The 26,083-nt window shown below is 63.2% G+C and carries 21 protein-coding genes; 11 read left to right on the top strand and 10 right to left on the bottom strand.

What is annotated here, in order from left to right:
• Positions 1–14 precede the first annotated feature (14 nt).
• Positions 15–836: a purine-nucleoside phosphorylase gene (locus tag CVS28_RS02910; protein WP_103464349.1), complete on the top strand. Its 822-nt coding sequence runs from the start codon at positions 15–17 to the stop codon at positions 834–836.
• 34 nt (positions 837–870) lie between these two features.
• Complete coding sequence (locus tag CVS28_RS02915) at positions 871–2,748, top strand: phospho-sugar mutase (RefSeq protein WP_423716374.1); 1,878 nt, start codon at positions 871–873, stop codon at positions 2,746–2,748.
• Positions 2,749–3,129: 381 nt separating this feature from the next.
• Here CVS28_RS02915 and nirD read toward each other — a convergent pair whose 3' ends face one another.
• Complete coding sequence (gene nirD, locus CVS28_RS02920) at positions 3,130–3,504, bottom strand: nitrite reductase small subunit NirD (RefSeq protein WP_103480570.1); 375 nt, start codon at positions 3,502–3,504, stop codon at positions 3,130–3,132.
• 239 nt (positions 3,505–3,743) lie between these two features.
• On the opposite strand from nirD, the gene nirB reads away from it, so the two are divergent.
• Positions 3,744–6,434, top strand: coding sequence for a nitrite reductase large subunit NirB (gene nirB, locus CVS28_RS02925; protein WP_103480571.1), 2,691 nt, complete (start codon positions 3,744–3,746; stop codon positions 6,432–6,434).
• Between the two features lie 11 nt (positions 6,435–6,445).
• Positions 6,446–7,222, top strand: coding sequence for a uroporphyrinogen-III C-methyltransferase (gene cobA, locus CVS28_RS02930; RefSeq protein WP_103480572.1), 777 nt, complete (start codon positions 6,446–6,448; stop codon positions 7,220–7,222).
• A 19-nt stretch (positions 7,223–7,241) separates the two neighbouring features.
• Here the strand turns inward: cobA and CVS28_RS02935 are convergent, their stop codons facing one another.
• Positions 7,242–8,327, bottom strand: coding sequence for an acyltransferase family protein (locus tag CVS28_RS02935; protein ID WP_165788036.1), 1,086 nt, complete (start codon positions 8,325–8,327; stop codon positions 7,242–7,244).
• A 183-nt stretch (positions 8,328–8,510) separates the two neighbouring features.
• Here CVS28_RS02935 and CVS28_RS02940 point away from each other — a divergent pair, with 183 nt between their 5' ends.
• From CVS28_RS02940 to CVS28_RS02950, 3 genes are all read left to right on the top strand, one after another.
• Positions 8,511–9,644, top strand: a complete 1,134-nt coding sequence (locus CVS28_RS02940; RefSeq protein WP_103480574.1) for a uroporphyrinogen-III synthase — start codon at positions 8,511–8,513, stop codon at positions 9,642–9,644.
• Between the two features lie 88 nt (positions 9,645–9,732).
• A complete protein-coding gene (gene deoC, locus CVS28_RS02945) occupies positions 9,733–10,440 on the top strand; it encodes a deoxyribose-phosphate aldolase (protein WP_103480575.1) in 708 nt (235 codons plus the stop codon).
• An 83-nt stretch (positions 10,441–10,523) separates the two neighbouring features.
• The gene (locus CVS28_RS02950) at positions 10,524–10,748 is read left to right on the top strand and encodes a hypothetical protein (protein WP_243399660.1); all 225 of its coding nucleotides are present in this window, start codon (positions 10,524–10,526) and stop codon (positions 10,746–10,748) included.
• A gap of 185 nt (positions 10,749–10,933) precedes the next feature.
• Here the strand turns inward: CVS28_RS02950 and mfd are convergent, their stop codons facing one another.
• Positions 10,934–14,572, bottom strand: coding sequence for a transcription-repair coupling factor (mfd, locus tag CVS28_RS02955; protein WP_103480576.1), 3,639 nt, complete (start codon positions 14,570–14,572; stop codon positions 10,934–10,936).
• Positions 14,573–14,798: 226 nt separating this feature from the next.
• Between mfd and CVS28_RS02960 the strand changes: the two genes are divergently transcribed.
• The gene (locus CVS28_RS02960) at positions 14,799–15,299 is read left to right on the top strand and encodes a DUF2505 domain-containing protein (RefSeq protein ID WP_103464339.1); all 501 of its coding nucleotides are present in this window, start codon (positions 14,799–14,801) and stop codon (positions 15,297–15,299) included.
• A gap of 527 nt (positions 15,300–15,826) precedes the next feature.
• Positions 15,827–17,227: a hypothetical protein gene (locus CVS28_RS02965; RefSeq protein ID WP_103480577.1), complete on the top strand. Its 1,401-nt coding sequence runs from the start codon at positions 15,827–15,829 to the stop codon at positions 17,225–17,227.
• Positions 17,228–17,472: 245 nt separating this feature from the next.
• On the opposite strand, the gene CVS28_RS02970 is transcribed toward CVS28_RS02965, so the two are convergent.
• From CVS28_RS02970 to CVS28_RS02990, 6 genes are read right to left on the bottom strand one after another with little or no spacing between them, the layout of a single operon-like run.
• Positions 17,473–18,582 carry a signal peptidase I gene (locus tag CVS28_RS02970; protein WP_103480578.1) on the bottom strand — a complete coding sequence of 370 codons (1,110 nt, stop codon included), beginning with the start codon at positions 18,580–18,582 and terminating at the stop codon, positions 17,473–17,475.
• Position 18,583: 1 nt separating this feature from the next.
• Positions 18,584–19,171 carry a hypothetical protein gene (locus CVS28_RS19575; RefSeq protein ID WP_165788037.1) on the bottom strand — a complete coding sequence of 196 codons (588 nt, stop codon included), beginning with the start codon at positions 19,169–19,171 and terminating at the stop codon, positions 18,584–18,586.
• Positions 19,168–19,869, bottom strand: coding sequence for an LPXTG cell wall anchor domain-containing protein (locus tag CVS28_RS02975; protein WP_103480579.1), 702 nt, complete (start codon positions 19,867–19,869; stop codon positions 19,168–19,170). The genes CVS28_RS19575 and CVS28_RS02975 overlap by 4 nt, the downstream gene beginning before the upstream one ends.
• Complete coding sequence (locus CVS28_RS02980) at positions 19,866–20,429, bottom strand: signal peptidase I (RefSeq protein WP_103480580.1); 564 nt, start codon at positions 20,427–20,429, stop codon at positions 19,866–19,868. Before CVS28_RS02980 ends, CVS28_RS02975 begins: the two co-directional genes overlap by 4 nt.
• Positions 20,426–21,010: a hypothetical protein gene (locus CVS28_RS02985; RefSeq protein ID WP_133159027.1), complete on the bottom strand. Its 585-nt coding sequence runs from the start codon at positions 21,008–21,010 to the stop codon at positions 20,426–20,428. Before CVS28_RS02985 ends, CVS28_RS02980 begins: the two co-directional genes overlap by 4 nt.
• A 27-nt stretch (positions 21,011–21,037) precedes the next feature.
• Positions 21,038–21,604 (bottom strand): alternate-type signal peptide domain-containing protein, encoded by a 567-nt coding sequence (locus CVS28_RS02990; protein ID WP_133159028.1) that lies wholly within the window; start codon positions 21,602–21,604, stop codon positions 21,038–21,040.
• Positions 21,605–21,906: 302 nt separating this feature from the next.
• Between CVS28_RS02990 and nhaA the strand changes: the two genes are divergently transcribed.
• Together nhaA and CVS28_RS03000 are read left to right on the top strand one after the other, a co-directional pair.
• Positions 21,907–23,214 (top strand): Na+/H+ antiporter NhaA, encoded by a 1,308-nt coding sequence (nhaA, locus tag CVS28_RS02995; protein ID WP_103480583.1) that lies wholly within the window; start codon positions 21,907–21,909, stop codon positions 23,212–23,214.
• A 123-nt stretch (positions 23,215–23,337) separates the two neighbouring features.
• Positions 23,338–24,996 carry a sensor histidine kinase gene (locus tag CVS28_RS03000; protein ID WP_243399661.1) on the top strand — a complete coding sequence of 553 codons (1,659 nt, stop codon included), beginning with the start codon at positions 23,338–23,340 and terminating at the stop codon, positions 24,994–24,996.
• Positions 24,997–25,112: 116 nt separating this feature from the next.
• Here CVS28_RS03000 and CVS28_RS03005 read toward each other — a convergent pair whose 3' ends face one another.
• Positions 25,113–25,919 carry a response regulator transcription factor gene (locus CVS28_RS03005; RefSeq protein ID WP_103480584.1) on the bottom strand — a complete coding sequence of 269 codons (807 nt, stop codon included), beginning with the start codon at positions 25,917–25,919 and terminating at the stop codon, positions 25,113–25,115.
• Positions 25,920–26,083: the final 164 nt, after the last annotated feature.

The raw sequence follows: 26,083 nt of genomic DNA on the forward strand, positions 1-26,083 counted from the left end.
GGTATGTTGGTTTCGTGACTAATCAACTTTTTCCGGCGGACACAGATCCCACCGAACTGGCCCGCGAGGCCGCAGCGTACATTGCCGAACACACGGGCGTTACCCACCACGACATCGCCGTAGTACTGGGTTCAGGCTGGGGTGAGGCGGCAGGACTCATCGGCGAAGTAACAGCCGCCGTGGACGCCGCAGAGGTGCCCGGTTTCTCGGCGCCCGCCGTCGTGGGCCATGTGGCCACGCTGACCTCCATCCGCACCCCGGCCGGCAAAAACGTGCTGGTGCTGGGCGCCCGGACCCATTTCTATGAGGGCAAGGGTGTGCGCGCGGTGGTCCATGGCGTGCGCACGGCGGCTGCCTGCGGCGCCACCACCTTGGTGCTGACCAACGGTTGCGGCGGGCTCAATGAGGATTGGACGCCGGGCACTCCCGTGTTGATCAGCGACCACATCAACCTCACGGCGTCCTCACCGCTGGAAGGCGCCACGTTTGTGGACCTGACCGACCTTTACTCCACGCGCCTGCGAGCACTGGCCCGTGAAGTGGATCCCTCGCTGGCCGAGGGCGTGTACGCACAGTTCACCGGCCCGCACTACGAAACTCCGGCTGAGGTCCAGTACGCCAAGCGCATTGGTGCTGATTTGGTGGGCATGTCCACCGCGTTGGAGGCCATCGCCGCGCGCGCAGCGGGCATGGAAGTGTTTGGCATCTCCTTGGTGACCAATCTGGCGGCCGGCATCAGCCCGGTTCCCTTGAGCCATGCGGAAGTTATCGAGGCTGGCGCGGCGGCTGGCCCCCGAATTTCGGCCTTGCTGGCAGACATTATCGCCAAAATGTAGCGTCATCCCCAACGAGTGCGGCTACATTTATGGGGTGAGACATGTAGATGACACCACCTCGACGTCCAAAGCCGCACTCGAGACGCAGGCCCTGAAGGCTGCTGCGCTGCAGTGGGCCAGCCACGATCCCGATCCCGCCACGACGGCCCAGCTGCACAGCTGGATCGCCGAGGAGCCCCTGGAACTGGCGGACAGCTTTACCGGCCATCTGCAATTTGGCACGGCCGGGCTGCGGGCCGCCATGGGTCCGGGCCCGAACCGGATGAACCGGATTGTAGTGCGCCGGGCTGCTGCCGGGGTGGCGGCCCACCTGCTGTCCCTGGCCCAGGCTGAGCTGGCCCAGGCTGAGATGTCCCAGGCTGAGATGGACGACGCCGGAACCTCCTCCGCGGGCGAGCCCGCCTCCCAGCCGACCGCCTACCAGCCCAGGGCTGTTGTGGGATTTGACGCCCGCCACAACTCGGAAGTGTTTGCCCAGGAGACGGCGGCCATTTTTACCGCCGCAGGTATCGAAACGTTCCTGCTGCCCGCCGCCCTGCCAACGCCCGTCCTCGCCTATGCTGTGCGGGCTATGGACTGCGAGGCCGGCGTCATGGTTACGGCCAGCCACAACCCGCCGGCGGACAACGGCTACAAGGTGTACCTGGGTGGGCGTGCGGTGGCCCCGGAGGCCCGCGGCGTCCAGATCGTGGCGCCCCACGATTCGCAAATCGCAGCGCACATCGACGCGGCGTCAAACACGGCCGAGATGGGCGACACCTCAGCCATTGAGTTGGCAGAAAGCGGCTGGACCGTGGTGGCGCATCAGCTGCTGGAAAGCTACGAGCACACCATCACCGCATTTACCGACCGCGACGCATTCCCGCACCGTGAACTGCGCATAGTGCACACCTCCCTGCACGGGGTGGGGCATGAGACCGCGCTGGCGGTGCTGCGCGGTGCCGGCTTCACGGACATTCATGCCGTGGCCGAGCAATCCGCACCCGACCCCTTCTTCCCCACCGTCTCCTTCCCCAACCCGGAGGAGCCAGGCGCCATGGATTTGGCTTTTGCGCTGGCGGAAAAGGTGGGTGCGGATGTGGTTCTGGCCAACGATCCCGACGCCGACAGGGTTTCCGTGGGAGTCAAGGACCCCTCCAGCGGTCAGTGGCGTCAGCTGCATGGCGACCAGGTGGGCGCACTGCTTGGCGCCCATGTGGTGGCCCGCGGCGGCCATGTTGGGAGCACAGGAATTGCCGGAGACGAGGGCACAGGCGCGGCAACCCCCGTGTTTGCGAATTCCATTGTTTCCTCACGGCTCCTGGCCAGGATTGCTGGCGAAGCAGGCTATGAGCACGTCGAGACCTTGACCGGTTTCAAGTGGATTTCCCGCGTGCCGGGCCTGAGCTACGGCTACGAGGAAGCCCTGGGTTACTGTGTGGCGCCGGAGGTGGTCCGAGACAAGGACGGCATCTCCGCCGGGCTGCTGGTGGCTGAAATGGCCGCCGGACTCAAGGCTGTTGGCAGGACGCTCTTGGACGTACTGGATGATCTGGCCCTGGCCCACGGCCTGCACGCCAGCAACCAAATCAGCATCCGGGTGGAGGATCCTGCCGAGATTGAGAGCATGATGGCCAGGCTCCGGGCCCAGCCGCCGGCCAGCTTTGACGGCTCGGCCATTGCCCAGTTCACCGATCTGTCAGTGGGGACACCCCAACTTCCCGCGACCGACGGCGTGAGTTACCTGAGCGAGAACGGCACCCGGGTCATCGTGCGGCCCAGCGGCACCGAGCCAAAGCTCAAGTGCTACCTGGAGGTCATTGTGCCCGTCGCCGGGCGTGATCAGCTCCCGGCAGCCCAGCAGGAAGCTGAACGTGCGCTGGCCGCCGTCGTCCGCGATGTCAAGGCGTCGCTGGGGCTGGAACCGCTCTAAACCGACACCTTAGCCTGGGTCAGTTCTTGACGCAGCTCGCCAAGAACGACACCAGGTGTGTCCCGTCAGCGTCCTTGAACGAGACCCACGGCGTGGTCAATCGAAGAATCCGCCTCCCGGGATGGTGGTGGGGGATGAGCATCATCTCGGTTCCAATCGGCAGCTAATGCGGGTGTGACGGTCCGCAACCCGCATTAGCTGCTGTTTGGAATCAGGAAATCGCATTAGCTGCTGTTTGGAATCCGAAAAGCCCACAGCATTGACCTGGACTCGGGATTTTCGCCCTCGCCGAAGTACCAGGAGAGCCAAAATCGCCGGTTCGCTGCGGGACCGAGCCCCACACTTCACCATGGCGACCGTGGAGCTGGGGCTGGAACCGCTCTAAACCGAAACCTCAACCACGCCGTCCACCACCCGCACGGGATACGTGCCAAGGTGCAGCTCGGGGCGGCCAAAGCACTCCCCCGTGGCCAGGGAGTAGACCTCCTTGTGCAGCGGGGAGGCAATGGTGTGGGTACGCCCGCGCGAGCCCACCATCCCGCGGGACATGACGTGGGCGCGGGTGGCCGGATCGGCCTGAGACACGGCAAAGACGTCCCCGCGACCCACCCGGAACAGGGCTAGCTGCTGCCCCTTGACCAGGGCTGCCTCGCCCCAGGAATCGGCCAGATCATCGAGCCGGCAGACCCGGACCCACGCGGGGTCAGCCGCAAGCGGCGCGTAGCCGGTGGCTGGCATTTCCATGACTGTTTCCATGAGCGTTCCTTCGCTGGGAGGGCCAAACTGCGTAGCTTTCACACTAGGGAGGCCATGTTTCGCCGCGCCGCCGCGCACATGACGGGGACGTAAATCCCGTGTCACCGCCTGCTTGGGGTGGCCGGTAGGTGGACGTTAACTGTCTGTTACATAAGCGAAACGGCGAGGCAATGCCGGTTTTCTACCATGGGACTACACGTTGGTGCCAGCACTAGGCCAACCGAGGAAAGGCCACAGCCATGACGCAGCCCAACGCGCAGAACACCCCGAGCCCCCAGGCAGCAAACGCTTTTCGCAGGATAGTAGTTGTTGGCGGCGGCCCGGCCGCCCATCGTTTTGCCGAAGCCATGCATGCCCGCGGACTGTCCGGTTGGCATCTCACGGTCCTGACCGAGGAGGCACACGCCCCCTATGACCGGGTGGCCCTTAGCCAGGCACTGACAGCCGTGGACACGGACCTGACCCTGGGCGATCCTGCCCTGTGGGAGCACCCCGCCGTGACCTTGGTTCGCGGTGCTGAGGTTGCCGCCATCGATCCGGAGACCCAGACGGTGAAGACCATGGCGGGCGGCGTGCTGACCCACTACCCCTACGACGAACTGGTCCTGGCCACGGGCTCCGACGCCACCCGTTTGAGCATTCCGGGCGCCGAACACACCCATGTTTACCGCACCCTTGAGGATGTGTGGACCCTCAACCAACAGCTGGCCCTGCTCGGTGCGAAGCTGGGCCGTACCGTGAACACGGCCGTCATTGGCGGCGGCCTGCTGGGGTTGGAGGCCGCCGCGGGGCTCATCAAGCTTGGCGCCGCCTCGGTGGTCATCAACGGCGGCAAGTGGCTCATGAACGCCCAGCTGGATGAGGGCGCCGGCCAGGCCTTGGGCCGTTTGGTGGCGGCCAAGGGCATGAACACCACGGCCGGGGTGTACCCGGAGGCGATTCAGACGGACGACGGCGGCCAGGTCACCGGTGTTCTGATGGCCGACGACTCGGTGGTGCCCGCCGATCTGGTGGTGGTGGCCGTGGGCGTGCGCCCCCGCGACGAATTGGCCCGGGGGGATGACGGCACCGCCCACCACGGTTTTGAGCTGGGCCCACGCGGCGGAGTGGTCATTTCCGACGGTTGCAAAACCACAGTCCCCCGCGTTTGGGCGATCGGTGAGGTGGCCAACTTTGGCGGCATGTGCCTTGGCCTGGTGGCCCCGGCCAACACCATGGCGGAGATCGTGGCGGACAGGCTGCACGGCGGCGACGCCACCTTCCCCGGCTTTGACACTGCCACCAAGCTCAAGCTCTCCGGCGTGGACGTGGCCAGTTTTGGTGACGCGTTTGCCCGCTCCGAAGGCAGCCTGGAGGTGGTGTACGCCGATCCCGCCCGCGGCGTCTACCAAAAGATTGTCACCAGCTCCGATGCGAAGATCCTGTTGGGCGGCATCTTTGTTGGCGACGCCAGCCCCTACACCAGCCTGCGCCCCCTGCTGGGCCGGGAGCTGCCGGCGGAACCCGGAGCGTTCCTGTCGGCGGCAGGCGGAGGCGACGCACCCGTCGTCGAACTTCCCGACGACGCCATCCTGTGTTCGTGCAACAACGTCACGGCCGGTGGCATCCGCGACGCCGTCAACGGCTGCGGCACGTGCCAGGGGCAGGACCCGGTTCAGGACCTGCCCGGCCTGAAGGCCTGCACGCGGGCCGGCACCCAATGCGGTTCCTGCGTGCCCCTGCTGAAAAAGCTCATGGAGGGCGAGCTGGCCAAGTCCGGAATCGCGGTCTCCAAGGCCCTGTGCGAGCACTTTGCCATGTCCCGACCGGAACTCTTTGAGGCCGTCCGTGCCCTGGAGCTCAAGAGCTTCCCCGAGATTTTGGCCCGCTTCGGCATCGATGAAACCGCCCAAGCAGGCCGCGGCTGTGACATTTGCAAGCCTACAGTGGCCAACATTCTGGCCAGCCAGCACGGCGAATACGTGCTCGACGCCGGCCGCGGCACCCTCCAGGACACCAACGACCGCGCGCTGGCCAACATGCAAAAGGACGGCAGCTACTCGGTGGTGCCGCGCATTCCCGGCGGTGAGATCACCCCGGACAAGCTGGCCGTGATCGCCAAGGTGGCCCAGGACTTTGGTCTGTACACCAAAATCACCGGCGGGCAGCGGATCGACCTGTTCGGGGCCCGGCTGGAGCAGCTGCCACAGATTTGGAAGATCCTGATCGACGCCGGCATGGAGTCCGGGCAGGCGTACGGGAAGTCCCTGCGCACAGTGAAATCCTGTGTCGGTTCCACCTGGTGCCGGTTCGGGGTGCAGGATTCGGTGGCCATGGCCATCGAGTTGGAACTGCGGTACCGGGGCCTGCGCAGCCCGCACAAGATCAAGCTGGGCGTCTCCGGCTGTGCCCGCGAATGCGCCGAGGCACGCGGCAAGGATGTGGGCATCATCGCCACAGCCGACGGCTGGAACCTGTACGTTGGCGGCAACGGCGGGGCCACCCCGGCGCACGCCCAGCTGCTGGCCAAGGACCTGGACGGGGACACCCTGGTGCGCTACATCGATCGGTACCTCATGTATTACATCCGCACGGCGGACAGGCTCCAGCGCACTGCCCGCTGGCAGGAGGAGCTCCCGGGCGGCCTGGCCCATGTGGTGGACGTGGTGGTCAATGATTCCCTCGGCATCGCAGCAGACCTCGAGGCGGCCATGGCGGCCCACGTGGACAACTACCAGGACGAATGGGCAGCCACCTTGGCGGACCCCGAGCGTTTGCGCCGCTTCCGCTCCTTTGTCAACGCCCCGGAGTCCCTGGACGAATCCATTGTGTTTGTCCCGGAACGTGGCCAGATCCGCCCCGCCACCGAACTGGAGAAAACTCAAGAAAACGGTCCGGTGTTGATAGCCACCCACATTCCCGTCCGCGGCGCAGACGCGCTCACCAATTGAAGGCAGGGCCCATGCCACGCACACGGCGTACTGGACGCATCACCCTCGTTGGCGGCGGCCCCGGCCCCGCAGATCTGCTCACGCTCCGTGCAGCCAAGGTGCTGGCTGAGGCGGATGTGGTCTATTTTGACAGGCTGGGACCCACGGAGGATCTGGCAACCTTGGCGCCGCGCGCCACCTTTGTGGACGTGGGCAAGACGCCGGGACACCACAAAGTTTCCCAGGAGGACATCACGGCGAGGATGATCGACGGCGCCCGGGGCGGCCTGCACGTGGTGCGGCTCAAGGGCGGGGACCCGTTTGTGTTTGGCCGCGGCGGTGAGGAAATGTCAGCAGCCGTGGCTGCGGGCATCCCCGTCACGGTGGTCCCCGGGGTGTCCAGCGCCATTGCCGTTCCCGGAGCGGCAGGCATCCCCGTGACGCACCGCAATGTCAGCCATTTGTTTACAGTGGTGTCCGGCCACGCGCCCCTGACGGGCAAGGAATACAGGCATTTGGCTGGCTTGGGCGGGACCATTGTGGTGCTCATGGGGATCGGCACACTGCCCTCCCTGGTGGCGGGTTTGCGCATGGCCGGGCTGGCCTCCGGCACTCCGGTGGCCGTCGTCGAACGCGGATTCAGCCACACCCAGCGCACCACCATCGCAACACTGGGCAGAATTGTGAGTGCGTCCTCGGCGTGCAGCAACCCGGCGGTGATCGTCATTGGCGATGTGGTGGACCTTGCCCAGAGCAACGGCTTGGCAGTCTCGGATTTTCTCGAAGATGCCAGTTTGCAGTCGGCCTGAGGTCCGTCCCCCGGGCACGTTAGGCCAGTTGCACGCGCTCAAATCTGTGCTTGAGGCGCAGGGCCGGCATCTCTACCCAACGGTAGGACGCCTCAGCAACGGCAAAGGTGGCTGCGAGCGCGCAGGCAATGAGCAGGGCGGGGTGGTGGATGAAGTGTTCCAGCGTTTCCAGGGCAATCAGGTTCCACAGGTACAGCCCGTAGGAGCGCCTGCCCAAATAGCCCAGCACCGGCAAGGACAGAACCCGCGTGGAGAGGCTGGTGGCGCCGTCCACGCTGCGGGCAATGATGATGCAGCTGGCCACGCTCAACAGCGGGACCACCACGGCGTGGGTCACCACGCTGTCCAGTGTGGGCGGGTATGCCGCCACCAGGATCAGCAGGGCCCAGGCGATGGGTGCCAGCCGGGCCAGCTCGGTGCCAAGGCGGCCTTGGGTGCGGTGTTGGGCGATGGCCAGGGACACGCCAAGAAGCAGCGGGGCAATCCAGGTCCAGCTTCGGTAGTAGGACATGAGGCCGAACACCAGGTACGCCGCAATGCCCAGTCCTGTAAAGAGCACGGCGGCCGCCAGGACTATGCCCTGCAGGTGCTTCTTCAACAATGGCGCCCCGAGCATCAAGACCAGCAGCAGCGGCCACACCAAGTAAAACTGTTCTTCCACGGACAACGTCCAGAGCGGGGTCATCGAATGCGGAATCTGAAGGCCGGCAAAATCCACCCAGTTGAAGACGTAGAAGAACGCCAGCACGGAGCCCACCAGGGAACCGCCCGGATCCATGCGCAGTTCCCTGCCAAACAGCAGGGACATGCCCAGGGCCACCACCAAAAAAACGTACAGGGCCGGAAGCAGCCGCAACGCGCGCCGGGCGTAGAACGCCTTGAGGTCAATCCGGCCGCTGCGCTCATGTTCCTTCAGGAGCAAGGTGGTGATGAGGTATCCGCTGAGTACAAAGAAGACCAGAACACCGTATGCGCCGCCCTTGAATCCGCCCGGAACAAAGTGCGATGCGATCACTGCGCTGATGGCGAGGCCGCGTATGCCGTCAAGGGCGGCGTTGCGTGGTTTTGTCTGGAGGCGTGGCTCCACTGCAGGCTCGACGGCCAAGAGAACTCCCCCGGGTTCGGCCGGGCCCAGATCGCCCAACTGTTAGTAGTGCCTTCACTGTATCCCGGTGAGCTGTGCCGCTTGCAAACACGGCGTTATACAGACCGCAATAAATGCCACTCTCGGTACCATTGCTAAGACTTCCCCGCCAATGCCCATTGGCCAGCAGCTTCTAAGGAACCCATGAGCCAAACACCGCAGACCCGCCCCGCCCAGCCATTGCGCGGATTCCGGATCGGCGTCACAGCACATCGCCGCGCCGGGGACCTGATCGAGGCCTTGGAGCGCCGGGGCGCGCAGGTGTTGCACGCCCCGGCCCTCAAGATTGCCCCGGTGGAGGACGACGACGCCCTGCGCGCGGAAACGTCTGCCGTGATTGAGGCGGCCCCGGACATTGTCATGGTCACCACTGCTTATGGGATGCGCCGCTGGTGCGAGGCCGCCGACGCCGCCGGGCAGGGCGAGGAGCTCCTGGCCGCCCTGGCCAAGGCCGCCATCTACGTGCGCGGACCCAAGGCCCGCGGCGCTGTCCGTGCTGCCGGCCTGGATGATCAAGGCATCAGCGCGGACGAAACCACGGCAACCCTCACCGAACTGGTGATTTCCGACGGCGTCAGGGGCAAAACAGTGGCCGTGCAGGTGCACGGCTACACGGATGTTGCCGCCCTTGCACGCCTGCGCGACGCCGGTGCAACAGTGCTCACGGTGACTCCCTACCGGTGGGTCAATGCCGAGGACGGGGACAAGCTTCCCCAACTCATCGAGGCCGTGATCAACCGGGAACTCGATGTCATTACGTTCACCAGCGCTCCCGCCGTGGACGCCGTGCTGAGCACCGCCGAACAATTGGGGCGGGCCCCGGAGTTCCTCGCGGCCCTGCGCGGGGACAGGACCGGGCTGGGGCACGTGGTCAGTGCCGCCGTCGGGCCAGTCACTGCAGCGCCCCTCCAACAGGCCGGCATCACTCCCCTGGTGCCGGAAAGGTTCCGGATGGGTGCCCTGATCAAGACCGTCTGTGACCATTTGGAGCAAACTGCTGTGCTGCGCCGGGAGAGCGAGGGGACGGTGCTGGAGGTGCGCGGGCAGTCACTCACCGTGGACGGAATCCCCATCCCACTGGCCCCGGCCCCGCTGCAACTGCTGCGCTCACTCATGAGTGCCAGCGGGGCCGTGCTCTCGCAGGCTGATTTGGCGGCAGAGCTGGGACTGGGAGACGCCGAACACGCCCTTCACATGACCATCAGCCGCCTGCGCGCAGCCTTGCCCGACCCCACCATTGTGGAGACAGTGGTCAAGCGCGGCTACCGGCTGCGCTGAGCACGCGCGGCCCCGGGCAGTCAGCAGCCATTGAGCCTCGAATGTGGCACCATTGGGTAATCACCCAGCACGTAGGAAGGTTTGCATCATGACAGCCACCAGCCCCTTGGCAGAACCCAACGCCACAGACGATTTGGCCCGGTACATTGACCACACCCTCTTGGCGCCCGAGGCCAGCCGCGCGGATATTCTGCGGCTGTGCAAGGAGGCGGCAGAGCACCACTTCAAGTCCGTCTGCGTCAACCCGGTCTGGGTGGAAACAGCCAAGAAGGCTCTGCTGGGCACAGGTGTTTTGACGTGCACCGTGGTGGGCTTCCCGCTGGGCACACACAACACGGACGTCAAGGTTTTTGAGGCCCGCGGAGCCACCATGGATGGCGCCGAAGAGGTGGACATGGTCATCAACATCGCCTCGGCCAGGGCCCTGGACAAGGATGCGCTGGTCTCGGACATTTCAGCTGTTGCCGAGGTGGTCCATGCCGAGGATTCACTGCTGAAGGTCATCATTGAAACCTCATTGCTCAGCGACGCCGAGAAGATCCTCGCGTGCGAAGCAGCCGTTGAGGCTGGTGCCGATTTCGTGAAAACCTCCACAGGGTTCAACGGCGGCGGTGCCTCCGCATCCGACGTCGCCCTCATGCGCCAAACAGTGGGCCCGGACCTGGGAGTGAAGGCCTCCGGCGGGGTCCGCACCCGTGAAAAGGCACTGGAAATGATTGCCGCCGGCGCCACCCGCATTGGCACCAGCTCCGGTATTGCGATCGTCACCGGTGGGGCAAGCACTGCTTCGTACTAATCCGTACTAAGATCGTGGGTAGATCAGCGCACCGGACAGCCGGTGCATCCACTCAGTTCCCCATTTTGGGGTCAGGAGGAAACGTGTCCAACACCCGTTACCGCGGTGAGAACAGCACCGTGCAGTCAGTCGTCTTGTTCGTCATCTTCTTCGCCTTGTTCCTTGGCGGAATCTTTGCCTTCTCCTTCTGGAGCCTGGAAAGCTTTGCCCACGCGTTCGTACCGGCTGGAGTGGGCATCGGCCTGTGCTTCTTGTCCTTGGTCATCCCGCAGACCTTTTTGGGCCGTTCCGACTCCGCCGGAGAGTAACTGCTTTCAACTGACCCGCAGTAGTGGTCGAAAAATCGCGATTTCGCGGTGTTTTTCGACCACTACTGCGGGTCAGTTTTTTAAGGAACGACGGCGGACCTCACCTGCCGCGGCGTTGTCCAGTTATGCGCCCGCCCAAGGGTTGACGGGGCGCATAGCAAAAGCCGCGGGCCAGTTGAAAAGAGCTATGCCGCCGGCACCGTCTCGAAGATCGCCTCCAACACCCCTTGCGCCCACTTGAGGACCTCGGCGTCGGCCAGATCCCGGCCGCCAATGCGTGCAGTCTTCGGCTTGGGGATCAGGATCGAGTTCAGCGCCGGCTTCACCATGGATCCCGGGTACATGCGGGTCAGGCGCATCTCCTTGGACTCGGGCAGATCCGCCGGGGCAAACTTGATGAAGTTGCCCTGCAGCGCCACGTCGGTGAGCCCGGCAGCCCGTGCCAGGACCTTGAAATGTGCCACGGCAATGAGGTTGACGGCCGCTGGCGGCAAGTCGCCGTACCTGTCAATGAGTTCGGCCTCAACCTCGGCGATGGCCTCAAGCGTCACGGCCGCGGCAAGCTTCCGGTAGGCCTCCAGACGAAGCCGCTCCCCCGGCACGTAGTCGTGCGGCAGGTGGGCGTTGACGGGCAGCTCAATCTTCATCTCCGCCACCCGCTCCTCGCCATCGCCGCGGTAATCAGCCACAGCCTCGCCCACCAGGCGGATGTACAGGTCAAAGCCAACACCTTGAATATGACCGGATTGTTCCCCGCCCAGCAGGTTTCCGGCGCCGCGAATCTCCAGGTCTTTCATGGCCAGAGCCATGCCGGCACCCAACTCGTTGTGCGCGGCAACGGCTTTGAGCCGCTCCAGGGCAACCTCACCCAGCGGTTTGTCTGCCGGGTACAGGAAGTAAGCATAGGCCCGCTCCCTGCCACGACCCACGCGGCCGCGCAGCTGGTGCAGCTGGGACAGGCCGTAGTTTTCGGCCTGCTCCACAATCAGCGTGTTGGCATTGGAGATGTCCAGGCCGGTTTCAATGATGGTGGTGCACACCAGCACGTCAAAGCGCTTCTCCCAGAAGTCAACAATGATTTGTTCAAGCCGGGATTCACTCATCTGCCCGTGCGCCACAGCCACGCGGGCATCCGGCACCAGTTGCTGAATGTGGGCTGCCGTGCGCTCAATCGATTTAACCCGGTTGTGCACATAAAAGACCTGGCCTTCGCGCATGAGCTCGCGCCGAATGGCAGCACCCACCTGCTTGTCCGTGTAGCCGCCAACGTAGGTGAGCACGGGGTGGCGCTCCTCCGGCGGGGTGGCCAATGTGGAGGTCTCACGAATGCCCGTCATGGACATTTCCAGTGTTCGCGGAATGGGCGTGGCACTCATGGCCAGCACATCCACGTTGGTGCGCATCTTCTTCAGCGCTTCCTTGTGCTCCACACCAAAGCGCTGTTCCTCATCAACAATCACCAGGCCCAGGTCCTTGAAGCCAAAGTCCTTGGAAAGCAGCCGGTGTGTACCAATGACCACGTCCACCGAACCGGTGCGGACGCCTTCCACGATCTCCTTCGATTCCTTGGCTGTTTGGAAGCGGGAAAGCGCAGCAACACGCACGGGGAAGCCGGAGAAGCGCTCGTTGAATGTTTCGAAGTGCTGCTGCGCCAACAAGGTGGTGGGCACTAGAACAGCCACCTGCTTGCCGTCCTGCACAGCCTTGAACGCGGCCCGCACCGCGATCTCGGTCTTGCCGTAGCCCACGTCACCGGAGATGAGCCGGTCCATGGGAACTTCCTTCTCCATGTCGGCCTTCACCTCATTGATGGCCACCAGCTGGTCAGGCGTCTCAACATACGGGAACGCCTCCTCCAGCTCGGCCTGCCAGGGCGTGTCCGGCCCAAACGCATGCCCCTTGGAGGCCATGCGCGCCGAGTACAGCCTGATCAGCTCACCGGCAATTTCCTTGACTGCCTTGCGGGCCTTGGACTTGGTGGCAGCCCAGTCAGAGCCGCCCATCTTGGACAGCGCCGGAGCGTCCCCGCCAACATATGCCGTTACCTGGTCCAGCTGGTCTGTGGGCACAAACAGCTTGTCCCCCGGTGCCCCGCGCTTGGACGGCGCATACTCAAGCACCAAGTATTCGCGCAGCCCCGCCGAACCGCCAACGCCGGCACCTGCCACCTTGCGTTGGATCAGCTCCACAAACTTGCCCACACCGTGCTGCTCGTGGACCACGTAGTCGCCAGCGCTCAGCTGCAGCGGGTCCACGGCGTTGCGCCGTTTGGAGGGCAGCTTGCGCATGTCCCTCGTGGACACGGCCGACGCCCGCCCCAGCAGGTCCGCCTCTGTCAGCAGGCCCAGCTTGAGCGAATCCAGCACAAAGCCGCGCCCGGTATCAGCGGTTGTCACCTCGATGATGCCCGGCTGGGGTTCGTGATCCAAGGAATCAACGCGCGACGCCGGGATGTTGGCTTCGTGGAATAGCTCGGCCAGGCGTTGGGCCGGCCCGGGGCCCTGGGTGGCCACCACAACCCGCCACTGGTCCTTCACGCGGGCGCCAAGGAACTCCATCATTTCCGCCACGTCGCCGCGGTAGCCGCGCGGTTCTCGCGCGTGCAAGTTGAGCACGTCCGTGGACACGTCAAGTTCTTCATCCTGAGCCAGGGCACTGATGGACCACCAGCTCACCCCGTGGTCCAGGGCGCCGCTGCGGGTTTGCGCCAGCGACTTGAAGCCGGCCTGGGCCAGGTCAACGCCGTGCGCACCCAGATCGGCCGAGCCCAGGTCCAGGGGCGCGTTCCCGCCGTCGGATGCGGTGGACCAGGCGGCCTCGAGGAATTCCTCATTGGTGGATTCGAGGTCGTGGGCTCGGGCACTGACCTTTTCCGGATCCAGCACTACGGTGATCGAGTCAGCAGGCAGCAGCGAGGTCAGCGGCACCATGCCATCCACCAAGGCCGGGGCCAGGGATTCCATGCCTTCCACGGCAATGCCGCCGGCAATCTTCTCCAACATGGCGGCCGCGCCCGGCATGCTGTCCTTGAGTTTCGCGGCCCGGCTCATGACGGCCGGGGTGATGAGGATTTCCCGGCAGGGTGGGGCGTAGAGCTCGGTGGGGTGGCTGACATCGCCCTTGACGGAGGTCAGGGAGCGCTGGTCGGCCACGCTGAACCAGCGCATGGCCTCCACCTCATCGCCAAAGAATTCAATGCGGATGGGGTGGTTTTCGGTGGGCGGGAAAACATCCAAAATGCCGCCGCGCACGGCAAACTCGCCGCGGTGCGTGACCATGTCCACGCGGGCGTAGGCGGCGTCGGCAAGCCGTCTGATCAGCTCGGTGAAGGGCACGTCCTCGCCCACGCGCACATGTACGGGAACCAGCTCGCCCAAGCCAGCCACCAAGGGTTGCACAACCGCACGGATGGGCGCCACCACCACGCGCAAGGCGGGTCCGGCGTCGAGCTCGGGATGGGCAAGACGGCGCAGCACGGCTAGACGGCGGCCCACGGTGTCTGAGCGCGGTGAGAGGCGTTCGTGCGGGAGCGTCTCCCAGCTGGGGAATTCTGCCACGGCACCGGCCGGGAGGTAGGAGTTCAGGGCGGCCACGGTGTCTCCGGCCTCGCGCCCGGTGGCTGTCACGGCAAGGACCACGCCGTCGGAGTCGGCAAGGGAGGCTAAGCCGTCCGCCACTTCGGCCAGTAGCACTGCCCGCATGCCGGCGGGGGCGCTGAATGCGATGTCGGTGCTGCGCGTGGCGGGGTCGCTGGCGGCGTAGCTGCGCACTCGGGCGAACAGTGGATCCTGGGACAGCGCGCTTCGCAACCCTGCAAGACTCATGGGTGATTTTCTCCTTGACTATTGGCGGATTGACGAATGGCGGATGGACAGCAACCGCCGCGCTTTGACGGCCCCAAATCAGGCGGGGAACAGCACAAAGGCCCAGAATTTAGCAAAAGTTCCAGGGACCACTCCAGCTTACTCCGGGCCGGGTGCGCGCAGGAATCCCAAAGCAACGCTTGCTATCCTAGGAGCTGCCCTACGCACCCCCACCTTTGGAGGAACCATGGCGCTTGCCGCCTCAACAACTCTTTCTGCCACCGCCCAGAGCGTGACAGATGTCTTTACCAACGCCGATTTCGTCAAGCATGTCAGCGAGACCGTGGGCGGGGAGCTGAAGTCGTTCACCATCAGCGGCCCCACCTCGGCTGCGTTCACCACCAAGACCGTGCGCACCCTGCCCACCACGCGCATGCCGGACATCGTCAAGAAGTTTGTTGGCGCAACGTTGACTGTGACGCAGGAGGAGTCCTGGAGCGCTCCGGCGTCCGACGGCGCCCGCACCAACACCATTAAGCTCACCGTTGCCGGTGCCCCCGTCGATGTTACGGCCTTGCAGAAGCTGACGGCCAGCGGCACTTCCACAGTGGTGGAGCTCACCGGCGAGGTCACGTCAGGTGTCCCGTTCCTGGGTGCAAAGATTGCCTCGGCTGCCGAGCCCGTGATTGGCCGGGCCCTGAACCTGCAGGCGAACCTCGCCCAGGAATGGCTGGACACGCACGCCTAAGAAATCTAGAGGACTTCTGCACCTTCACCGGCAGAAACGGCCCTTGGCAGCCACGGCGCACAACGAAAGTTGTGCGCCGTGGCTGTTTAAGTGCCCTTTTTTGTGCGGGCCAAACAGCCTGCTCAGCAGGCTACTCAGATGGCTTGCAAGTACCCCAGCAAGGAAAGTTCCCCGGTTTGCAGGCAATCCGGTCTCTGGAACCCAAGTGGTTGCAGCCAAGAAGCGAGTGCTGCCGCAAAAACCAAGTAATCCGTGGCCAGCCTTAGAGTGGCGGCCACTCTAGCCCGTGGTTTTACCGAACCATAGTCTTCGAATTCCACATCTGGAGAGATTTCAGCGTTGGGGCCAGAAAACATCAATGAAGATCTGGGGGCAGATTGCCTCCACATTGATTCATTTTCCGGACGGGGACACGACTTCCCCACCACCTACGATGCTGATTTGGCTTTGGGACTGCAGGCAGATTCATTCCCTGATAACGCCGCAGTCGAGTGGTGCCACGAGCGTCATCGGAGAGCTGGGGAGCCATGAAGAACAACTCGCAACCACGTCAACCTGCCACGGATCAGCGTTCAAGCACGCCCAAACTGTGGACCAAGATCATGTCCTCCGCGGCCATCATTGCGCTGGGCCTTGCCGGCTTGGGAGTCATGGCAGCCGGAGCTGCCGCCGCACCCAATGACGAGAAGAAAGTTGCCTTCTGTCATGCCTCGGCGAGCACAGGCAACCCGTACGAGTCCTTGGAGACCAGCGTGAACGGTTTCTTCAATTCCGGACACATCGACGATGTGGGACCCATCTACCCCGCCACGAATCCCGCCGGAAGGTGGGGAGACATCTACCCGCCGAATGACTACAACCCTGCAGGCCAGAACTGGACGGTTGAGGGTCAGGCTGTTTTCAATAACGGCTGCGTCATTCCTGGCAAGGTCTCCATGGCCCCTGCTGTCCCGATCGTTGTGCAGGCGGTGTGCAGCGCTCCGGGCGTTGCCACCCTGCCTGCGCTGCAGCTGCCCGCCAACACTGCCGCCATCAGCTACTCATATCAGGGTGCCATTGCTGCTGGCAGCACCGTCACAGTGGTGGCAACTCCCTCCGTTGGAACCGTCTTGTTGGCGGGCAACGGCTGGGTGGTTGACGCCGGTACCGGGCTGGGTTTGTACACGGTGGTCCTCACAGTCCCTGACTGCACAATCCAACCCACCATTGTGACGGCGTTGCCAGTTGCGCCGGTGGTTGTCCAGGCCGTTTGCGACCAGTTTGGCCAGCTGAGCATCCCTTCCGTCACCCCGGCCAGCACCTCGGGGATCGTCTACACGGTCCAGGGCGTGGCGGCCAACGGAGCCACAGTGATTGTTACAGCAGCTCCGGGCGCGGATACTCAGCTCGGCGCAGCTCCCGGCTGGACGCCCAATGCGGGCATTGGCACGGCAACATTCACAGTGGTCCTGGAGACGGTGGTGTGCCCCACCAGCCAGGCCACCACTGCGCCGCCATCAACCACCCCGGCGACAACCACGCCAGCCACAACTCCCGCGACGACCGCAGCGACCACGCCAGCCACAACCCCCGCAACTACGCCGGCAACGACCTCGGCAACCACACCGGCGACCACGGTGGCAACAACGCCGGCCACAACCACCGCGACAACAGCGGCGACTACACCCGCCACAACAGTCGCAACTACACCTGCAACAAGTCCAGCGACAACCGTGGCAACCAAACCTGCCAACACTAGCGTCACCAAACCGGCCACCACTCGCGTCACCACCCCCGCAAAGGCTGTGACCAACAAAGTGGCCAAGGCTCAGGGCGGTTTGGCATACACCGGCCTAGTGGTGGTTCCCACACTCGCCGTGGCGATCATGTTCCTTGGACTCGGCGGCGTAGCGCTCTGGCGAAACCGCAGGGTAGCCGGACGGCACTAGCCGCCAAGAAAAGCCCGCCACCAACGGCTGTCCCCGGAGAGTGGCGCACTGAAGGGGTCCTCTCAAACACTTGGGAGGACCCCTTTATGTCCGGCGCAAGTACGGACCAACACACTAAGGATTGACCGGACCACGTGTCATAGGCATAGTTTGCCCACGTTCCCTTGCTCGCCCACTGCCGAGGAGTGGCGAAAATGGGATCATGGGGTTTCTGCGTTGCCACGCGAGTATGTCTAAGCACCACTTCACCCCGGGTTAGGGGAACACGTCAGCCTGTATTCTCCGATCAATCCAAGCACTATGGGAGTTGTCGCCTTGATCTTGGTGAACGAGACAGGCGCTCCCTCCCATTCGCTGCCATATTGTGTTGTTATCTTGATGGTGAAGTAGCTGGTCATTCCAAGAAGGGCACCGAGCAATGTTCCCAACAACCCGGTAGTACCTTGACCAATCGTCGTTTCAAACGACGATTCAGTGGCGCCGATGGACATCTCCTTGTACATGCCACCGGCCTTGACCACGCCACTGCTGTTCGTTTCGATGGCCTCAATCTTGTAGCCGGTGGGCAATGGGGCTGAGGGCGCCCAAGTAAACCGAAGTGTGGCAATGTCCGTCGGTGGATTCCCACAGTGCACGTTGCCCACGGGCACTACTGTCGCTGCGGACAGCCCGGCACTTGCCACGGCACTAGCCGTCCACGCCGCCTGTGTAGCTTCAACTCGGTTCACCACACCCAGCGGGATCACTACGGCGAGCGCCGCAACGATCGCCCCGGCGCCCAGCCATTTACTGCGCCGCGTTCCCGGCCCGCCCGCCCCGGCAACCGGAACGCTGTCCGAAGCTGAGCCCTCCGCAGGCAAGTTCCTGGACCGTCCGGCGTCGGACCTGAAGAAAGCCACATATAGAAGATACGCACACAGCAGCCCGCCCACGCCAAACACCCATGGTGAGCTGAGCCAGCTGGCCACGTAGCCAAGGAACGGAACGGAAAACACCACCCGGTCCGCAGGTCCAAAGGAATACGGCTGCAAGTCTGCCACGGGGTTGGCGTCCCCCTTGAGCACCAGCCCAGTCACAGGATCTGCGGAGACCACGCGGTGGGTGATGCGGGTTCCGTTGGACGCAACAACTGAAACCACTTGCCCCGGCGCAACTTCTGCTGCTGGCGTGGGTACGGCAAGTGCCAGCGAGCCAACAGGAATGCCCGGGCTCATGGATCCGGAGATAGCAATCAACGGCTTGAGTCCCAGAACCAGTGCCAGCCCGGCCAGCACCAGGCACAGCAGGCCCAGCGCCGCGCCAGCATTCAGCAGGCAGCGTTCCCAGGCAGAAACTCGTAATACTTGTCTGGTCATGTCAGGGCACCGTACTTGCTGTGAAAGTTAGTGTGATGGCGGTGGACTGACCCTGCAATATTGAACCGGAGCCCAGTGGTAACAGGGTAGATACGCAGAACGTGGCCCACCCCCCGGCACTAAGGTTGCCCAGGGGGTGCGGGGCCGAGGTCGGGAAATTCGATCCCCCAGCCTTTGTGTAGGCCGACGCCACAGAACAAGTCCCGCCTGTCGCTGAACCATTGACTAAGGTGCCGCCAACAGATACTCCAACTGCCATCGCAGTTCCGAATGCACCGGGTGCAGCCCCCTGCACGTTGTAGCTGACATTCGAGGTACCGGTGTTTTTCACTGTCACCATGGCTGCTTGGCTCATTCCCGGGAACCAGTTGGCTGTGGCGATCGGGATCGTGTAACTGGCGCTAGTAGCGTTCGGGTCTGCCCCCGCAGCAATGAAGACGGTGGCGGCTGTTATGTCGGAGGTGGCGGTTGCAGTGCCTGTCCAGGCGGCCAAGGTGGAAACAGCCCCGACGCCGGCCAGCAGCCCCAAGGAGAGCAACGCCTTCACCCGCACCGACCAGCCAGATTGCTCAACGGTCCCCCGGCTCATGAGCTTCCTCCCGCTGCGGGAGCCGAGGAACCAGTGGGAGCGGTGAGAGCCACGGGACGGTCCGATCGTTTCCGGGACGCCACCAGCGCACCCACGCCACCCATCAGCACTGCCAGCCCCACAGGCCAAATGCTTGAGGTTGCTCCGGTCTCACCCAAGACGGCCTCGCCCAAGACAGTCTCAGCCACCTCGCCAACATTCACTTGTAAACGGACAGGCAGCAGCCGGGCCTGAGCATCATTGCCAGCCGATTCCGGCAGCCACACGTGCGCTTGCAATTCACTGCTCGCACCGGGCTCCAACGTCACCACTGGCTGCGGCTTCAGCCCAACCCGCAGGTGGACCTGCTCAATTCCGTCGGAAGCAGGGACAGCCAGCCACACTTTGACGGCCATGGCGTTGTCATTGCGGATCCACAGGCTTTCGGCAACACCCTCCCCCGGCACCAGCTTGGTCGCCGCGGTGAACAGCACGGGAAAACTCGCCGAATATTCCACCCCGTCGGAGCTATAGGCAAGGTTGGTCTTCTGGCTGGCCGGCATCACAGCAGGTACGACGGCGTCGCGTGGGTCCTGCGCAGACGCTGGCGAACCTAGGGTGCAGATGGTCGCGGCGAGCGCCACAGCTGTTGCCAGTACCGTCCTGCGGGCGGGCCCAGTCAAGTCAAGACGGCCGGGTGAATCACGGGTGGAGGTCATAGAGTCCTGCTCCTTTGGAAGCGATCACGCAAGGCACTGACGGCCATAAAAGTGGAGTAGCCCAGCAGTCCGGCAATGGCGGAGATCGTCAGCCACTGGCGTTGCGAACCGTTCAGCGCACTATTGACGTGGCCCAGCAGCGGCACTTTGTACCAGAGACTGCCACGGACTTGCTCGGGCAGCACCTGCGGATCGTTGGCGGAGTTGGCATCGCCGCGGGTGGTGAAGCGCAGTTCTCCACCCAGCGTGGACCCCACGCCTACAATCCTGTGCGTAATGACTGATGCCTTTCCCGATTCGGCTTGAAAGGTAATCACGTCACCGGTGCGCAGTGTGGCCGGATCCTGTGGCCGGATCACAGCCAGGCTTCCCGGCGGCAACCCCGGCTCCATGGATGCTGTGAGGACTGTGTAAGCCGTGGCCCCGGCAATGCGGGGAATCACTATCATCATGGCCGCAACACTCAGGATGGTCAGCAGGATCAGCCATGCTGCAATCTGCCCGGACCACCACAGCACGCCCGTGCGTTCTGGGGCGGTGGCCCTGCGTCGGCCGCTCATGCTTGATCACCCCGCCAGGAAAGTACCAGCTTCAGTTTCCCCCCAGCGGCACTGGAGTCAGTGCCTGAGGGCAGGCTGATGCGCACGCACAGTGTCTGCTCCGAGCTGGCGCCCTGCGCCGCCAGGTGCCTGGGCGAGAACGATGCCGTTGGGCTCAGCTTGCCTTGGTACAAGGCTGGACCAGGGGTGAGTGCGTCGGGCTGGCATGCTGCAGTGTCAGCCACCGCATGGATGGTCAAGTCCACGGCGGAGGCCAGAGCGGTGTCAGCCGGTGTGGGCGAAGAAGGTGCTGAAATTGCACCGGCAAGACTGAAGTTGAGGTCTACGGTGCCAGTGTTGCTGATGGTCAGCGGGGCCTGCAGGTATCCCCCGGGCACCAGGGGTTTGGTGCTCAAATCCGCGAATACAAAGTCTGTGGAGCTGCTGTTCCCGTTGCCGGCTTGTAGAGCGAGCTTTCCGGTGGTGATGGTTCCGGGTGTGAGCTGGCTTTCGGCGCGCAAGAGCGCGGCCGTGCCTTGGGCGCTTGCAAGGAGCACCACCAGCACGGCCGCAGCCAAGGCTGTCAGCAGAGTTTTACGCAAGTGACAAAAACGGGTTACTCGACCCGACTATGCCCGGGTCTGGTTCAATGTCAGCGAAAGCGCCGGCAGGTCGATTGCCTCGTCCATGGTGACAGCAGGCGTCTTCGCATCTGTGAGATTGCCCTTGGCAAAAGCCACCGTGATGGTCACAGGCACGGTGTAGGTACCGGGCTTGGAAAACGTAATGGTATTTCCAACCACAGAGATGTTCGGGCCTGATGTAGTAGCCGCAACCGCGACCGTCACGTGACCAGCCAGGTCAGCCGGAATTGCCGCGGCTGTGTTGCCAATTACCAATTCGCCCGAGAGGTTCTTGCCCTCTGCAGAGATGGTGACATCCCGAGTGAACTTCACAGTGTCACCGGGAACAATCGTCTCGGAAATGGCGTCGAAAGCAACAGGAGTGGCGGGAACACTGATGTCCTCCCAAGCGCCCGATGCCGGAACTGTCGTCATGGTCAAGTGCCCTGTGGTGACGGTGCCTGCATCGTCAAGGTCATCAGTTGCGTTCCACAGGGCAAACGTCCCAGCTCCACCCAACATCAATGCACCTGCTGCACCAGCCGCGACGGCTGCCTTCATAACTTTTTTCACGAGTATTTCCTCCCCCAAAATTCACGCCCCCAGTAGGCAGTATTCTCATCTAAACCCAAGACCACACGGACAATCAGATCCCAAACGGCTATTTCCAACCGCCAAGCGGCTAATTAATCCCATCCTTTCGGCTAGTCCTATCCCTTTGGGCAGGGATGGCCCTTCACAACTACAGGACCACCCCAGTGCCGGGCCAAGGTAGACTGGGAATCAGGTGCGCCGGGAAGTCTGGTCGGCAATGACTTTGATGAACCCAAAAGTGGTCCCGCCACTGCTGGACCCAACGGAAGGCCGCCGCACCCATGAAATCCACAAAGAACTCCCGCATCTTCAGCCGGGGAAGCTATTCCGAATCCGTGCGCATCAGCACCATTCTCCGCTCCGAAACAGTCGGCGGAGCCCTTTTGCTCATCGCCACGGTGGTCGCCCTAATTTGGGCCAATTCACCGTGGGCCAACGGCTACTTTGATTTGCGGGACTTCCGGATCGGCCCGGAAAGCCTGCACCTGAACCTCAGCCTGGGCGGCTGGGCGTCCGACGGCCTGCTGGCAATCTTCTTCTTTGTTGCCGGGCTTGAACTCAAGCGCGAATTCGTTGCCGGCGATCTGCGCAGCCCCTCCCGCGCGCTCGTTCCCATTGCTGCCGCCGTGGGCGGCGTGATCATGCCCGCCGTGCTTTTCGTCCTCATCAACCTCCAAGCCGGGCCGGAAGTACTCAGAGGTTGGGCCATCCCCACAGCCACCGACATTGCCTTTGCACTGGCGGTCCTGGCTGTCATCAGCACCCACCTGCCCAGCGCCCTGCGCACCTTCTTGCTGACATTGGCCGTGGTGGATGACCTCATCGCCATCGCCATCATTGCTGTGTTCTACCCAGGTGAAATGCAGTTCCAGTTCCTGGCCCTAGCCTTGCTGCCGCTGCTGGTCTTCGCCTGGTTGGTGCAAAAACGCATCAGCGCCTGGTACTTCCTGCTGCCTCTGGCGTTCGCCACTTGGGCGCTTGTCCATGCCTCCGGCGTTCACGCCACAGTGGCTGGTGTGCTGCTGGGCTTCATGGTTCCCGTGCTCCGCAAGGACAAAACGCCTGAAAACGGACCTGGCATGGCCGAGAAGTTTGAGCATGCCATCCGCCCCGTTTCAGCCGGTTTGGCCGTACCCGTGTTCGCATTCTTCTCCGCCGGCGTTGCACTGGGCGGGGTGGCCGGCCTCAAGAGCGCCTTCACTGATTCGGTGGCCATCGGCATTGTGGTGGCCTTGATTGCTGGAAAGTTCATTGGCGTCTTTGGTGCCACCTGGCTAGTCACAAAGACCACCAAGGCCAAGCTCGACGACGGTCTGGCCTGGATCGACGTCGTCGGCCTTGCGCTGCTGGCCGGGGTTGGCTTCACGGTGTCCTTGCTCATTAGTGAATTGAGCTTCGGCGCCGACAGCCCCCACTACTCCCACGCCAAGGTGGCAATCTTGGCCGGATCCGTGCTCGCGGCTCTGCTGGCGTCCGTGGTGCTGCGCAGCCGCAACAGGCACTACCGCAAGGTGGCCGAGCTCGAGGAACTCGATGATGACCACGATGGCATCCCGGATGTGTTCCAGCAAGGCGACTCCATAAAGTAGCTAGCACGCACTTGCGCCGTGCCGCCGCCGGGCGGCGCGGCATAAGTGTGCGTGGACACGAAGGGTGAGAGACTGGCGTGTACCGATGTCGGTGCATTAACTGGACCCAGCATCGGAAGCACATTGACCAACCCCGCGTCTGAAACCCTGCTGAAGCGACATTTCTACAAGCGATCCCTGCGGATGCGCGTCATCCTCACGCAGTTGCCGCTTACCCTGACAGTCATGTTGACAGTGGCACTGGTGGCCGCTTACTACCCAAAGACTTTGGGTGACCCCCACTTTGTCATTGGCTTGTGGCTGCAGGCGGGCATTCTTGCTCTGTGTTGCTTGATGCCGTGGGACAAGCTGCCGCGGGGCTCCTTCTTGCTGATTCCGTATCTGGACTTCATTGCTGTGGGGTTCATCCGCCACGGCAGTGCACAGTTCATTACCGCCGTGGGCTTGCTGGTGTTGTTCCCCGTCTTCTGGCTTTCGGCCTCCGGGGTGGCCCGCAAAACAGCCGTCGTCAGCAGCACATTGGGCACGTTATTGATTGTCTGGGTGCCGCTGATCCTGGGCCCAGCCCGTATCACTCCCGAGTTGCTCGCCAAGCCGCTCCTCTTCCCGTTCATGATGATGGCATTCTCCATCACCGTGGTCATCATGACGGCCAGCATGGACAGCCAGCGTCTGGCCATCGAGGAAAAGGATGCCAAGCTGAGAACAGCACTGAATCTAAGCAAGCAGCGGGAACAGTTGCTGGAAACCGTTCTGGATACCGTGGCTGTGGGCATTGTTGTGGTGGATGAGGGCGGCAATGACCAGTTGATGAATTCAACCCAGACGGTAATTCACTCCCGGGCCATGCCGGGTGACATTGCCAATCCACAGGAAAAAGACCTCCTGCTGTTTGGGTACGGCAAGGTCCTGCTGCCAGCGGATGAGCGTCCCGTCCGCCGCGCCATCCTGGGGGAATCCTTCACTAACTACCAGATGTGGATTGGTGAGGGCGAGAATAGCCGGGCCATCTCCACCACTGCACGCACCATGCGCAATGAGGACGGCAGTTCAGCCGGCGCCGTCATTGCCTTCCACGACAACACAGAAACCATGGCAGCCCTGGCCGCGAAGGATGACTTCGTAGCCAACGTTTCGCACGAGTTCCGCACGCCACTGACCTCCATCCTTGGCTACCTGGCCATGATCGCCGATGAATCGGACCGCCTCCCCCAGGACCTGAGCACATTCGTAGGCATCACCCAGCGCAACGCGCTCCGCCTCAACAGGCTGGTCTCAGACCTCCTGACCACTGACGCCATGGAAGTCAGCCCCGCCATGGCGGATGTTTCCGCCCTCATCGCCGAGAGTGTGGCCTCCGCCAGACCCATGGCAGAAAAGAATGGGGTGGAGTTGATCCTGGATGTCCCCGGTCAGCTGCGGGCCATGGTCGACGGCGGCCGGATCGGCCAGGCGCTGGACAATCTCATCTCCAATGCCATCAAATACTCGCCCGACGGCGGAACCGTCACGGTGCGCGCGTGGAACGACGGCGCGGATGTGGTGTGCGAGGTTCAGGATACCGGCATGGGCATGAGCAGTGCCGAGCAGGCCCAGGCGTTCACCAAGTTCTTCCGTGCAGACCCTGCCTTGGAGCGATCCATCCCCGGTCTGGGGCTGGGGCTGCTGATCACCAAGACCATTGTGGCCAACCACGGCGGTCACATCTCGATTCAAAGCGAACGCAACGTTGGGACCACCATGCGCATGGTGTTGCCTGAGTGCGTATTGGTCCTCGTCTGAGACATCCGCGGGGCAAAAGGCAACCGGGCAAAACCTGGGGCAAAAAGCCTTAGGGCCCTGAACCAAACTGGTCCAGGGCCCTACGGGCATTGCAAGGGTTGCCGAGTGGCCCCAGCTTAGTGAACCAGTCGGTAGCCCACTCCGCGCACAGTCTTGATCCAGCGCGGATCGCGGGGGTTGTCGCCCATTTTTCGGCGCAGGTTTGTCATGTGCACCTCGATGGTGCGTTCGTCGGCGTCGCTGATGTAGGTGCCCACGTCGTATTCTTCCCCGCGCAGCCAGCGCACCAAGTCCGACTTGCTGCGCACCTGCTTGCCGCCGTCTACTAGGGCATGAAGCAGGTCAAACTCGGTGCGGGTCAGATCCAGTTCGGTGCCGTCCACTTCCGCTGTGCGGTCGCCGTCGTTAAGGACCAGGCCGTTGACTGACTTGGTTCCGGCAGCGGGCTCGGCCTCCGGCGCCGCCCCTTCGTGGAGAGTCTCGGCATTGGCAGCTGGCTCTGCTGCAGCCTCCGCAGAGGCGGATTCTGCCACAGCGGCATCGGTGCCGCCAGCACGGGGTCGGCGCATCATCGCGCTGATCCTGGCGCGCAGCTCACGGGGCCGGAACGGTTTAGTGAGGTAGTCGTCGGCACCGGTTTCCAACCCCAGCAGGGTATCCATCTCGTCTGCACGCCCGGTCAGCATGATGATGTAGGTGTCGCTGAAAAGCCGCACGCGCCTAGCCACTTCAAAACCGTCCATGTCAGGCAAGCCCAAATCGAGCGTGACTATGGCCGGATTATACTTTTTGACGGCCTCAACCCCGTCCGCCCCATTGCTGGCTGAGTACACCTCAAATCCAGCCTGAATGAGAATTACACTGATCAGCTCGCGGATATCCTGGTCATCTTCAACGATGACTGCCACACGAGGATTGTCCATCTTTCCCTCACTAAACTTACAAAGACCAATAAGAAACGTGCTTGTTACAACGTCTTAGAGCCCCCAGGCCCATTAGTACTTACATTATGACATCGTCTCTGGCGTCGCCCTACAACACCTTCGCAGGGCAGCATGACATACTGGGCACCTTGCCGACGCACCGG

Origin of the sequence: Arthrobacter glacialis (genome assembly GCF_002909415.1) — a bacterium.
Lineage (GTDB): Bacteria > Actinomycetota > Actinomycetes > Actinomycetales > Micrococcaceae > Specibacter > Specibacter glacialis.